This window comes from Mesonia algae (assembly GCF_003253545.1).
Classification (GTDB): domain Bacteria; phylum Bacteroidota; class Bacteroidia; order Flavobacteriales; family Flavobacteriaceae; genus Mesonia; species Mesonia algae.
This window is the reverse complement of the sequence record NZ_QKYV01000005.1, coordinates 132,992-145,793: the sequence shown is the minus strand read 5'-3', so window position 1 is coordinate 145,793 and position 12,802 is coordinate 132,992. Positions and strand designations below refer to the sequence as shown.

General features: G+C 33.1%; 11 protein-coding genes. 2 read left to right on the top strand and 9 right to left on the bottom strand.

Annotated elements, in window-relative coordinates; all coding sequences use genetic code 11:
- Window positions 1–6: 6 nt before the first annotated feature.
- The 9 genes from LX95_RS09955 to purH form a co-directional block, all read right to left on the bottom strand.
- The gene (locus LX95_RS09955; RefSeq protein ID WP_111541301.1) at window positions 7–1,299 is read right to left on the bottom strand and encodes an NAD(P)/FAD-dependent oxidoreductase; all 1,293 of its coding nucleotides are present in this window, start codon (window positions 1,297–1,299) and stop codon (window positions 7–9) included.
- A 28-nt stretch (window positions 1,300–1,327) separates the two neighbouring features.
- A complete protein-coding gene (gene arsS, locus LX95_RS09950) occupies window positions 1,328–2,383 on the bottom strand; it encodes an arsenosugar biosynthesis radical SAM (seleno)protein ArsS (protein ID WP_111541300.1) in 1,056 nt (351 codons plus the stop codon).
- Window positions 2,384–2,428: 45 nt separating this feature from the next.
- Window positions 2,429–2,764 carry an arsenosugar biosynthesis-associated peroxidase-like protein gene (locus tag LX95_RS09945; protein WP_111541299.1) on the bottom strand — a complete coding sequence of 112 codons (336 nt, stop codon included), beginning with the start codon at window positions 2,762–2,764 and terminating at the stop codon, window positions 2,429–2,431.
- Between the two features lie 192 nt (window positions 2,765–2,956).
- Window positions 2,957–4,210, bottom strand: a complete 1,254-nt coding sequence (gene rodA, locus LX95_RS09940) for a rod shape-determining protein RodA (RefSeq protein ID WP_111541298.1) — start codon at window positions 4,208–4,210, stop codon at window positions 2,957–2,959.
- Complete coding sequence (gene mrdA, locus LX95_RS09935; RefSeq protein WP_111541297.1) at window positions 4,211–6,073, bottom strand: penicillin-binding protein 2; 1,863 nt, start codon at window positions 6,071–6,073, stop codon at window positions 4,211–4,213.
- The gene (locus LX95_RS09930; RefSeq protein WP_317047027.1) at window positions 6,070–6,399 is read right to left on the bottom strand and encodes a hypothetical protein; all 330 of its coding nucleotides are present in this window, start codon (window positions 6,397–6,399) and stop codon (window positions 6,070–6,072) included. The genes mrdA and LX95_RS09930 overlap by 4 nt, the downstream gene beginning before the upstream one ends.
- Window positions 6,400–6,568: 169 nt before the next feature.
- The gene (mreC, locus tag LX95_RS09925; RefSeq protein ID WP_111541295.1) at window positions 6,569–7,387 is read right to left on the bottom strand and encodes a rod shape-determining protein MreC; all 819 of its coding nucleotides are present in this window, start codon (window positions 7,385–7,387) and stop codon (window positions 6,569–6,571) included.
- Between the two features lie 15 nt (window positions 7,388–7,402).
- Entirely contained in the window at window positions 7,403–8,431 is a 1,029-nt protein-coding gene (locus LX95_RS09920; protein WP_111541294.1) for a rod shape-determining protein, read from the bottom strand.
- 47 nt (window positions 8,432–8,478) lie between these two features.
- On the bottom strand, window positions 8,479–10,011 hold the full coding sequence (gene purH / locus LX95_RS09915; protein ID WP_111541293.1) for a bifunctional phosphoribosylaminoimidazolecarboxamide formyltransferase/IMP cyclohydrolase: 1,533 nt from the start codon (window positions 10,009–10,011) through the stop codon (window positions 8,479–8,481).
- 149 nt (window positions 10,012–10,160) lie between these two features.
- Between purH and LX95_RS09910 the strand changes: the two genes are divergently transcribed.
- Window positions 10,161–11,417, top strand: coding sequence for an ABC transporter permease (locus LX95_RS09910; protein WP_111541292.1), 1,257 nt, complete (start codon window positions 10,161–10,163; stop codon window positions 11,415–11,417).
- A 12-nt stretch (window positions 11,418–11,429) separates the two neighbouring features.
- The gene (locus tag LX95_RS09905; RefSeq protein ID WP_111541291.1) at window positions 11,430–12,746 is read left to right on the top strand and encodes a serine hydrolase domain-containing protein; all 1,317 of its coding nucleotides are present in this window, start codon (window positions 11,430–11,432) and stop codon (window positions 12,744–12,746) included.
- Window positions 12,747–12,802: the final 56 nt, after the last annotated feature.

Sequence of the window (12,802 nt, the reverse complement as noted above, 5' to 3'; positions counted from 1 at the left end):
AGATAATTATATTACTTTTGAATATTGTTCTTGAAAGGAGGACTGAATTTGCTTCTCAAATTTTCTAGAGAATTCTTTATCAAAATTAGCTTCCTTTAAACAAGAAATCACTTCTTCCAGCTTCATTTGTCGAGATAACCAACGATCTATTACTTCATGGCGCATTCTTATTCCAAATGTATTAATGCCTAAAAAGGTTTCATCTGACTTAACATACTGAATGTGAATGGCTTTTTCGTGTTTAGAATCTTCCCAATAAAAGCTACCAATATGGTCTTCCGCTTTAGCGAGAACTTGACCATAAGTTTGATACTCAATTTCGAAAAATTTAGCAGAATTATACCAATACCCTGGTTGATAAGCTGTTTTATTTTCACAAATAGTTTGAGCAACAGTTTCTCCCATCATTCTTCCCACATACCAAACGGCTTCTATACTTTTACGGTGACTTTGAGGTTCTTTTTGTTCGGCACAATCTCCAATAGCATAAACATCTTTAACGTTGGTTTCTAAAAACTTATTCACCAAAATACCTCTATTAGTTTGTATTCCTGAATCTTTCAAAAAATCGATATTAGGTTTTACTCCTGTACAAATCCCGACGAAATCACAGGATATTTCTCTCCCATCTTTAGTAACAATAGATTGTACCTGATTATTCTTATTGCCAATAATTTTATCGAGTTCGGTTGCTTCTAAAATTTCAATTCCGTTTTTCTGGATATGTTTAGAGATAAATTGTGCTTCTTCTTTAGGAAGTACGCTTCCCCAAAAGCCAGTTTCTCGCACCAAAATACTAACTTCTACTTTTCTGGTATGAAGCATTTCGGCTAATTCAACTCCAATTAAGCCACCTCCAATAATTACCGCTTTCTTTATATGTTGGGAGTTTTTTTCTAGCAGTTCTAAGTCTTGTTTGGTGACTAACCCCTGAACGCCGTTTAAATTTTCACCTTCCCAACCTCTAAAAAAAGTTTGAGATCCTGTAGCTAAAATAAGTTGATCGTAATTTATAGTTTCTCCTTCTTGTGTACGGAGTGTTTTGTCAATCACGTTTACTTCCTCAATAAAAGCTTGTAGCAATTGAATATTATTTTTTTTCCAAAAATGGTCTTCATAAGGTTTAGTATGCTCAAACTTCATGTGTCCCATATAAATATACATAAGAGCAGTTCGAGAAAAAAAGTACTCGCTTTCGGCAGAGATAATAAGGATTTCCTTATCGGAAAATTTACGAATATGTCGAGCTGCTGTAACACCAGCAATACCATTTCCTATAATAACAACTTTTTCTGGCATTTTGTCTATTTATGTAAATATATGATTTTTAAGCTACTGAACCTTGACAACTACTTCCTGCACCTGCAGTACATCCGTAACAGTGTTGAGAAACAATAATATTTCTATCATTTAAAACCTCTTCATTATAATTTGATATATGCTTTACCTTACTGGCTACTTTTAACTCTAACATTTGATTAAAATCACAATCGTAAAGCCATCCATCCCAACTCACCGAAATGGTATTTCTACACATTACATTTTGTACAGCAGCAGGGTTATAAGCATTTACTAAGTTGTACATATAGTCTTCGTAATTTTCTGAAGCAATAAGATAATCTAAAAATCTCGCAATAGGAAGGTTTGTTATAGCAAATAAATTATGGAACTGTATGTTAAAATCTTCGTGTAAAGCTTTTTTAAAGTCTTTTTCCATCGAAGCTTGATCACTAGGTAAAAATGCTCCACTTGGATTGTATACTAAATCTAATCGAAGATCACTATCTGGCATTCCATAACCTCGCTCATTTAACTCTTGAAGAGCTTTAATACTTTTATCGAAAACACCTTCTCCGCGTTGTTTATCTGTTTTTCCACGTGTCCAATGAGGCATAGAGGAAACCACATGAACATTATGTTTCTTAAAGAAATCTGGTAAATCGTAATATTTTTTATTCGCTCTAATAATTGTAAGGTTAGAACGAACAATAAAATCTTTAACTCCTGCTTTTGAAGCCTCCTCTACAAACCACCTAAAATTAGGATTCATCTCTGGTGCTCCTCCCGTTAGATCTAAAGTATGTGCTCCTGTAGTTTTAATAACTTCTAGACACTGTTGCATAGTCTCTATAGTCATAATTTCTTTACGATCTGGCCCCGCGTCTACATGACAATGTTCACACACCTGATTACACATATAACCTAAGTTGAGCTGAAGTATTTCTAATTTTTTGGGGCGTAAAGGGAAATTATTAGTTTTAGAAATTTTATCTATAAAAGTAGGTAGTTCTCCATTTTCGAAGATACCACTCGATAAAACTTCCAATTGTTTATTTGCAAGCGCTAGTTTATTGTTTTGTTTTTTAAGGGACTTCGTCGCCATAAAAGTTGAGATTTTAGATTAAAAAAATAAGTTTTCTCTACAGTACTAATGAGAAAGCTTATCATATTTTTTCATCATTTGCACTCCGTGCACTAATGTTGCTCCACTTTCTATTGCAGCTCCTGCATGAACGGCTTCCATCATTTCTTCTTTTGTAATACCGCGTTGAAGACCATCTTGTGTATATGCATCTATACAATATGGGCATTTTACTACGTGAGCAACAGCTAAAGCTATAAGAGATTTTTCTCTCGCACTTAAAGCCCCTTCTTCAAAAACTTTGCCATAGTAATCAAAGAATTTCTCTCCTAATTCTTCACTCCAATCTGTAATTTTCCCAAAATTTCTCAAATCTGCTGGATCGTAATAAGTTTTGCTCATAATTATCGTTTTAGGTTATAGTTAAATATAGATATTAATCGTTAGCCAACCAATAAACTTACGAACAAGAGGAATATTAAGTTTTAATCTATATAAACAGTATTGAGTATTCAAGCCTAACTAGTAAGCTATCAGTACTTAAGAAAGTAATCCGCTAAATGGATTTTTAGGATAATAAATTTCTGTAAAGGGTTAAAATTGATAGTTTTTTCGGTTACTATCTAATTTCACAAAAATAAATAGAAGTATGGTAAAACCCCATAGACCTGAGCCTCCATAACTAAAAAATGGTAACGGAATTCCTACTGTAGGAAATATTCCTAAAACCATACCTATGTTTACCAAAAAGTGAATAAAGAGTATTCCCGCTACGCTGTAGCCGTATATTCTACTAAATTGCGACTTTTGTCTTTCGGCTACAAACAAAATACGTATAAAAAGACACATAAATAAAACTACCAAAATACTACTTCCCAAGAAGCCCCATTCTTCCCCCACCGTACTAAAAATATAATCGGTGTGTTGTTCTGGCACAAAATTACCTTTGGTTTGAGTACCTTGTGTCCATCCTTTTCCTGTCCATCCTCCACTACCAATAGCGATTTCACTTTGGTTGGTATTATAACCAATTCCTTTACTATCTACCTCTTTTCCTAATACAATATTAAAGCGATCTCTATGTCTTTGTTCGAAAACATTTTCGAAGATATAGTTAACAGAAAAGGAAAAAAGCATCGCTATACTAGCTATTAAAAAATAGTAACTTATATATTTTTTTTTCTTATTTCTTCTAAAGAAAAATATAAGAATTCCTAATCCTATGATTGCTAACGAAACCCAAATGGAGCCAATTAAAAGAGTTAAAATAAATATACTTATTAGAGAAGAACCTATGAGTAAATACACTCCCGAAATACCTTCACGGTATAAAGGAAAAAAGAAGGCTAAATATACTAAAGCACTTCCAGGGTCTGGTTGCGGAATGATTATTAAAGCAGGCAAAAAAATGATTAAGAAAGCTCCTACTTGATGTTTAATTAATTTGATGTCTGTTTGTATATCACTCAAATATTTTGCTAAGGCGAGCGCTGTAGCTGCTTTAGCAAATTCACTTGGCTGTAAACTAAAAGAACCAAAACTATACCAAGAAGTAGCTCCCGAAATGGTCTTACCAAAAACGAATAAACCTAAAAGGGAGAGTAGTGAGGTTATATAAATTACACTTGCAAATCGTTCATAAAATTTGGCTTCAATAGAGAGAATGAAAATTACCAAAAGAACACTTAATCCTATGAATAAAGCTTGTCTTCCGTAAGTTTGACTCATATCAAAAAAACCATTTGAAGCGTCATTTAACGAAGCTGAATAAATATTCATCCATCCAAAACCTACTAAAATTAAGAAGAGTAAAATCGTTATCCAATCTATTTCTGAAGATTTCCCCATTTATTGATTAATTAAAAAAGATTCTCCGCTAAAGGGTTTTGCATATTCTTCTTCTAAAGAATTATTTAAAATCCATTTTTCCAAATCGGTTCTTGAAATTTCTTCTTTTAAATACTTCTCGATCATCAGACTGGCAATTCTTCCTGCATATCTAGATCCCCAATATCCATTTTCTACTACTACTGCAATAGCGATCTTAGGATTGTCTTTAGGTGCGAAAGCTACAAAAATAGAATGATCTGTTAGTTGAGTTCTCTCTCCGTCAATTTTAGTAAAATTTTCTGCAGTCCCGGTCTTACCACAAATTTCAACTCCTGGTATTTTTAAAAACTTAGCTGTACCATATTCATAAACTCCGAACATACCTTCTATAATCGGCTCAAAGTTTTCTTTGCTGATAGTAGTTTGTTTCTTTTTTGTGAATTTTTCATTTTTGATGGGGTTATCATCAATTTCTTTTAAAATGTGTGGAGTATAAAACCATCCTCTATTGGCAATTGCTGCAGTAAAATTAGCTAATTGAATTGGAGTCGTCAAAACCTCTCCTTGTCCTATTGCATTAGATAATGTATAAGTTGCCGTCCATCTCCCTCCAGGGTACCATTTATTATAATATTCACCATCAGGGATTCTTCCTGGCTGTCCTACCGGTAAATCATTACCTAAGAATCCGCCTAAACCAAAGCTCTCTAAATGTTTGTTCCAAGCATCCATACCCTTTTCAGAGCTTTCAAATTTTTCTATTATTCTTCTATATGATTTTGCAAAATAGGTATTACAAGATTGAGCTAAAGCCGGTGTCATAGAAAGCGGACTTGCATGGTGATGGCATCCCATTCTAGCGCTTCTTCCATAGCTAAAACCCATATGACATGAAATCCCTTCTTTAGTATCTATTACATTTTCTTCTAATGCAATTAAGCCTGTTAGTGCTTTAAAAGGGGACCCTGGCGGATACATGGCTTGTAGACCTCTATTTAAAAGAGGTTTGTTTATACTATCATACCATAGTTTAGTAAAGTTTTTAGATCGCTTTCTCCCCACCAACAAATCTGGATCGTAAGAGGGAGCGGTGATTAAAGAAAGAATTTCTCCAGATGATGGCTCTATAGCTACAATCCCGCCACGTTTACCTCTCATTAATTCCTCACCATATGCTTGTAATTTTGCATCCAGCGTAAGCGTAATGTCTTTTCCTTTTACAGGAAGTGTATCATAAACACCTTCCTTATAAGAGCCTATTTCTCTATTAAAACGATCTTTTTGTGTGTACTTTACCCCTTTTACTCCGCGTAGAACATCTTCGTATTGTTTTTCAACTCCAGATCTACCAATTAAATCTCCAGATTTATAATAGGTTAACTCATCTACTTCTGCATTTGTCACTTCAGAAATATAACCTAAAACACTTGCCGAATTGTCTGTCTTATAATCCCGTAAAGATCTTTTTTGAATATAAAAACCTTCATATTTTCGCATTTTTTCCTGCAAATAGGCAAACTCATTTTTAGTTAATTGAGGGACAATTACAGAGGGTAATCGTGGAGAAAATATCTTGGCTTTATCTAGCTGGTTTTCTAAACGTTCTTTTGATATATTTAGTAAACCCGAAAACTCTAAAGTATCAAATGGTTTGATCTCTCTGGGGATAGCCATCACATCATACGATGGCTGATTAGATACTAATAACTCCCCATTTCTATCAAAAATATAACCTCGTTGAGGATAATCGTAATCTACACTAATTGCATTACTTTCTGAAAGAGCGACAAAAGAAGTATCAACCACTTGCATATAAAAAAGCCTACCAATAAAGATAAAACCCGTAATTAATATGATAAATAACGATAGTAATTTTCTCATCTCTTATTCTGCTGAAATATTCCTGAAACAATTAAGATTAAAAGGATAGTGAATATGCTAGAAAACAACGTCTTCTTTAGTATTAAAATTATATAAGATAAGTTAAAAATCTCTAAAGAAAAAAGAACTAAATGATGTATAACTACTAACAACGAAATGTAAGTGAATCGCTGTGCAAATGGAGTTTGATGAAATTTCACCGTTTGGTGCTCATAACTTATACCAAAAGAGAATCTTAAAAAACTAGGACGTAAAAAACCAATGAGTACACTTGCCGCAGCATTTATGCCGCCACTATCTTCAAATAAGTCTATTGTTAACCCCATTAAAAAACTAAAAAATATAACTTTATAATGAGTAAGGTTAAGTGGTAACAATAAAATAAACAGGACGTACAAATACGGATTAATAAACCCTAAAAAATTTATATTATTAAGAATAAGAACTTGTATTAAAACAAGAATAACAAATCGAGTAATATTTGAAACCAAAAATTTATTCATTGCTTTCTAAACTTTTAATTTCTTCCTGATTGTTATTTTTAATGAGATATACATAACCAATATTAGTCATGTCATTAAACAATCTTACATTTATATCGTAATAGTTTTGATTGTTTTTTAATTGATAGTTTTCTACCACGCCTACTGGAATCCCTTTCGGAAATATAAGAGAACGACCTTCAGTATGTATAGTATCTCCCTTTTTTACAGGCGCTAAACGCGGAATTTCTTCTACTTGAACTATATTAGGGTCTTTCCCATTCCACTTTAATGTACCAAAGTGATTCGTCTTTTTAAGCTTTACATTAATAGCCGAATTAGTATTTAAAATAGAAATAACCCTTGAATAATTATTACTGGTTTCATCTACTATTCCTACAATTCCTCGACTAGTAATCACTCCAAAATCGGTAGCAACACTATCATTTTCTCCTTTATTAACCAATAAAAAATTATCTAATCTAGAATACCTGTTAGCAATAACTTTTGCTGTTATAAATTTATAAGGGGCATCATACGAAGCTGTATCTAAAAAAACAGAATCTAATTCCTTTTCGGATAAAGCTGCTAAATTCTCTCTTAGAAATTTATTTTCATCTACTAAGCGTTCATTATATTCTTTAAGATTAAAATACATATCAATGTTATTAACCCAAGAATAAATACCTCCCGTTAAAAAATTGGCAGAGCTTATAAATTTACTTTTATGGTAAGAATGCGATTGAATGGTAAAGAAAACAGACAGCAGAAATAAAAATAAAAAAAGTAGGGTATTCTTATATTTGATAAGAAAATTGACAATCTGTTGCATACTCTAATCTCTTCCCTATTTAATCAAAACGCCTTTAAATTTAGATATATTTTTTAAGGTAATTCCCGTTCCTCGAACTACTGCTCTTAAAGGATCTTCTGCAATATAAACTGGTAAATCTGTTTTTTGAGATAAACGTTTATCTAAACCTCTTAGCATAGACCCTCCTCCTGCAAGATAAACCCCAGTATTGTAAATATCTGCTGCTAACTCTGGTGGAGTTTGCGATAAGGTTTCCATAACTGCATCTTCAATACGAAGAATAGATTTATCTAAAGCTTTGGCTATCTCACGATAAGAAATTTCTACTTGCTTTGGTTTTCCAGTAAGCAAATCACGTCCTTGAACACTCATTTCTTCTGGTGGAACTTCTAAATCTTCAGTCGCTGCTCCTATTTGTATTTTTATTTTCTCTGCAGTACGTTCTCCAACATATAAGTTATGCTGAGTTCGCATATAATATACGATATCATTAGTAAAGACATCTCCTGCAACTTTTACAGATTTGTCACAAACAATTCCGCCAAGGGCAATAACAGCAATTTCTGTTGTTCCTCCACCTATATCCACAATCATGTTTCCTTTAGGTTGCATAATATCTACACCAATACCTATGGCTGCAGCCATAGGTTCGTGTATTAAATAAACTTCTTTTCCATTTACTCGTTCAGCACTTTCTTTTACCGCTCGCATCTCTACTTCTGTAATTCCAGAAGGAATACAAATCACCATACGTAATGCAGGGGTAAAAATTTTCTTTTTTAAGGCTGGTATTTCTTTAATGAACATTGTAAGCATTTGCTCACTTGCATCAAAATCTGCTATCACCCCATCTTTTAAAGGCCTTATGGTTTTAATATTTTCATGGGTTTTTCCTTGCATCATAGCTGCTTCTTTTCCAGCCGCTATGATTTTTCCGGTTACCCGATTTCTAGCTACAATAGACGGGCTATCGACTACTACTTTATCATTATGAATGACAAGCGTATTTGCCGTACCAAGGTCTATCGCTATTTCTTCTGTTAGAAAATCAAAAAATCCCATAAATTTATAAAAGGTATTGAATTAGGGTGACTTGTAAGTCTATAAAGTTAATGTTTAAAATGACGTGTTCCTGTCATAACCATAGAAATATTATTTTTATTGCAATAATCTATACTTAATTGATCTTTAATTGATCCTCCAGGTTGAATAACCGACGTTATTCCTGCTTTATCTGCAATTTCTACGCAATCTGGAAACGGAAAAAAGGCATCGCTTGCCATAACCGCTCCGTTTAAATCAAACTTAAACGATTGCGCTTTCTCAATACTTTGTCTTAAAGCATCTACACGAGAAGTTTGTCCTGTTCCACTAGCGCAAAGTTGTTTACCTTTTACTAGAACAATCGTATTAGATTTGGTATGCTTGCTAATTTTTGATGCGAATAATAAATCCTCTATTTGTTCTGAGGTAGGTTTTGCATCGGTTACTTCTTTCAGGTTTTCTTGAGTATCGGTTTTTAAGTTTTTATCTTGAACCAAAACACCATTTAAACATGTTCTTACGGTGGTTGAAGGCTGCTCTACTTCTTTCTCAATTAAAATGATACGGTTTTTCTTACCTTTCAATAATTCTAAAGCGTCTTCATGGTAACTTGGTGCAATAACCACCTCGCAAAACAATTGATGAATTTCTTCCGCAGTAGCGAGATCAATAGCAGTATTAGAAATTAAAACACCACCAAATGCCGAAACAGGATCTCCAGCTAAAGCATCTTTGTAAGCTTCTAAAACAGTTGCTCTTTGTGCTAAACCACAAGCATTATTATGCTTTAAAATAGCAAACGTAGGATTATCATTCTTAAACTCTCCCATTAAATTTACAGCAGCATCTACATCTAGTAAATTATTGTAAGAAAGCTCTTTACCATGCAATTGATCAAAAATAGCATCAAAATCTCCAAAGAAATATCCTTTTTGATGTGGGTTTTCCCCGTATCGCAATTGCTTTCCTTCGGTGATACTTTGTTTGTAAACTACCTCTTCTTCATTTTGATTGAAATAATTAAAAATTGCAGTATCATAATGAGAAGAAACGTTAAATGCTTTTGCTGCAAAACGTTTTCTATCTTCTAAAGAAACTTCTCCGTTGTTTTTAGAAATCACTTCTAACAAATCTTCGTAGTCATTCATAGAAGACACACAAAGAACATCTTTAAAGTTTTTTGCTGCCGCTCTAATTAATGAAATTCCTCCTATATCGATTTTCTCTATAATATCCTGTTCAGATGCTCCAGAAGCTACCGTTTTCTCAAAAGGATAAAGGTCTACGATAACAATATCCAATTGTGGGATTTCATACTGCTCCATCTCCTTTACATCACCTTCGTGATCTTGTCTATTTAAAATCCCTCCAAATACTTTTGGGTGTAAGGTTTTAACTCTTCCGCCAAGAATAGAAGGATAAGAAGTTACATCTTCTACAGGAACTACATCTATTCCTAAGTTTTTAATAAATGTTTCTGTTCCTCCGGTAGAATAAATAGTTACTCCTTGCTCGTTAAGCTTTTTAACGATTGGTTCTAATCCATCTTTATGGAATACCGAAATTAAGGCTGATTTTACAGTTTTTGAATGACTCATGTTGTGTTGTTGTTTCAGGGCACAAAAGTAATATTTTAAGTATAAAACTTAAACACGAATATGGTTTTATTCTTAGAAAGTTGTAACAAAAAAATAAGGAAAACGTCCTATCTTTAAAGCTACCAATTAAATTTTAGCCAAAAGAGCTTATGCTAATTTATTTACGAATTATAAAGGAGAGTTTTAATTTTGCTATTAACGCTCTAAAAAACAATAGATTAAGAACGTTTTTATCGCTCTTAGGAGTTACGATTGGTATTTTTTCAATCATTGCGGTTTTAGCGGCTGTAGACTCTTTAGAAAAAGAAGTAAAAGGGAGTTTAAGCACTTTAGATAGCAGCACGATTATCATCATGCGTTTTTCTTTTGGTCCTAGTGAGATACCACAATGGAAAAGAGAACAATTTCCTGATGTCTCTTATGCAGAATATCAATACCTTAAAAAAAACATACCCCAAACCGAAGCGATTACTTACAGTTTAAATGTAAGTCGAGAGACGATAAGTTTTGGAGGGAAACAAGTTGAAGGAGTCGAAATTGGAGCTGTAGGTAGTGAGTATTATGATATCGAAGCTTTAAAATTAGAAGATGGTAGGTTTTTTAATGAGGCTGAAGCCAATAGTGGTTCTCCCGTAATTATCTTAGGAAACGAGATTGCAGAAAATTTATTTGGGCAAGCCATCGCTTCTATAGGAAATAAAGTAAGGCTTTACGGAAGAAAATTTACGGTGATTGGCGTTTTAGAAAAAGAGGGCGCTAGTATGTTTGGACAATCTAAAGATGCCAGTGTTTTTTTACCTGTAAATGTCACCAGAAGAATCTATGGAGATAACAACAAAAGTACCTTTCCGCAAATTATTGTAAAACCCGAAAAAGATATTGATAACGCCGAATACATTGCTATTCTAGAACAGCAACTTAGAATTTTTAGAGGCCTTAAACCTAATGAAGTAAGCACTTTTTTTATTAATCAGTTACAAGGTTTTACCGATTTTATAGATAATATTACAGGTCAGCTTAATTTTATGGGAATGATCATTAGTGGCTTCTCTTTACTCGTAGGTGGTTTTGGAATTGCTAATATTATGTTTGTTTCGGTTAAAGAAAGAACCAACCTTATTGGTATTCAAAAATCATTGGGAGCTAAAAATAAATTTATCTTACTTCAATTTTTATTTGAAGCTGTTGTTTTAGCTGTTATTGGTGGTTTAGTCGGATTGTTTTTAGTGTGGATCATCACCCTCGTAGCTTCCAGCTTTACAGAAGATTTTAACTTTGTACTTTCTACTTTCAATATTATTATCGGGATGTCTGTCTCGGCTATTATTGGTTTAATTTCTGGGATTATTCCTGCTATTTCTGCTTCTCGATTAGATCCTGTTGAGGCGATTAGGACAGGAATGTAAATACTTTTTTCTATGAAAAATATTGTTGCTTTATTAAGTATCCTTTTTGTTTTCGCTTCCGCGGAAGCGCAAGATTTAAACACACAAAAACTTGATAGTCTTTTTGATTTAGTTGAGAAATATGATAAGATGATGGGTAGCGTCGCTATTTCTAAAAATGGAGAAAACCTCTACACCCGAAGCGTGGGATATGCAGATGTCGAAAACAAGAAAAAAGCCAATGAAAAGACTAAATATAGAATAGGCTCTATTACCAAAACTTTTACTGCAACTATCATTCTTCAATTGATTGACGAAGAAAAACTAACTTTAAACACCACTTTAGATGAATTTTATCCAGAGGTTATAAACTCTTCAAAAATCACGATTCAGCAATTATTAAATCACCATAGCGGTTTATTTAATTTCACTAATTCAGAAAACTATTTAAGCATCAACAGCAATAAAATTTCTAAAGAGGAGCTGTTGGCACTTATTAAAAAAAACGGAAAAGTTTTTGAACCTGGAGAGAAAGGAGAGTATTCTAACACCAACTATTTATTACTGACCTTTATTGCTGAAGATATAGAAAACCAAACTTTTGATGCTATTGTAGAAAAAAGAATTATTAAACCTTTGAAGTTAAAAAATACTCAAGTTGGGAAAGTAATAAACTCTAAGAAAAATGAAGCTTACTCCTATTCACGCAAAATGGGAACGTGGAAAAAAGAAAGAGAAACTCATATGAGTGTTCCTTTAGGAGCAGGAAATATTATTTCTACTCCTACAGATATCGCTAAGTTTTATACAGCCTTGTTAGATGGCAAATTACTTTCTGCCGGTAGTTTATTAAATATGAAAATTTTTGAAGATAGCTATGGTTTGGGTCTTTTTCAATTACCTTATAATGAACATAGAGGCTATGGGCATACGGGTGGCATAGATGGTTTTTCTTCTATGGCGGGTTACTTTCCATCAGAAAAAATGGCTTTTGTACTTACTTCTAACGGAAGTAGCATTAACCTTAATGATATTGCATTGGTGGTTTTAGCAACTTATTTTAACCATACATATGAATTACCTACCTATGAGAAAGAAATTATTGTTAATAACAATACTCTAAATTTATATGAAGGAGTTTACACGAGTGACAGTTTTCCTTTAGACATTACAATTCGCAACGAAGAAGGAGCTTTAACGGCTCAAGCTACAGGTCAGTCTTCATTTCCACTTACGCCTACTTCTCAAAATGTATTTATTTTTAAACCAGGAGGCATAACTGTTACTTTTAAAGATTACACTCTTTCTCTCGAACAAGGAGAAATGGTTTACGAGTTTACTAAACAGTAATCTTTAAATTTTAATATATAAAACACCTCTTTGTAGGTGTTTTTTTATGTAACTTT

What these genes read in the sequence shown, in the direction of transcription:
- LX95_RS09955 (WP_111541301.1), bottom strand. Translation starts at nt 1,299, where the DNA reads ATGCCAGAAAAAGTTGTTATTATAGGAAATGGTATTGCTGGTGTTACA.
- arsS (WP_111541300.1), bottom strand. Translation starts at nt 2,383, where the DNA reads ATGGCGACGAAGTCCCTTAAAAAACAAAACAATAAACTAGCGCTTGCA.
- LX95_RS09945 (WP_111541299.1), bottom strand. Translation starts at nt 2,764, where the DNA reads ATGAGCAAAACTTATTACGATCCAGCAGATTTGAGAAATTTTGGGAAA.
- rodA (WP_111541298.1), bottom strand. Translation starts at nt 4,210, where the DNA reads ATGGGGAAATCTTCAGAAATAGATTGGATAACGATTTTACTCTTCTTA.
- mrdA (WP_111541297.1), bottom strand. Translation starts at nt 6,073, where the DNA reads ATGAGAAAATTACTATCGTTATTTATCATATTAATTACGGGTTTTATC.
- LX95_RS09930 (WP_317047027.1), bottom strand. Translation starts at nt 6,399, where the DNA reads ATGGGGTTAACAATAGACTTATTTGAAGATAGTGGCGGCATAAATGCT.
- mreC (WP_111541295.1), bottom strand. Translation starts at nt 7,387, where the DNA reads ATGCAACAGATTGTCAATTTTCTTATCAAATATAAGAATACCCTACTT.
- LX95_RS09920 (WP_111541294.1), bottom strand. Translation starts at nt 8,431, where the DNA reads ATGGGATTTTTTGATTTTCTAACAGAAGAAATAGCGATAGACCTTGGT.
- purH (WP_111541293.1), bottom strand. Translation starts at nt 10,011, where the DNA reads ATGAGTCATTCAAAAACTGTAAAATCAGCCTTAATTTCGGTATTCCAT.
- LX95_RS09910 (WP_111541292.1), top strand. Translation starts at nt 10,161, where the DNA reads ATGCTAATTTATTTACGAATTATAAAGGAGAGTTTTAATTTTGCTATT.
- LX95_RS09905 (WP_111541291.1), top strand. Translation starts at nt 11,430, where the DNA reads ATGAAAAATATTGTTGCTTTATTAAGTATCCTTTTTGTTTTCGCTTCC.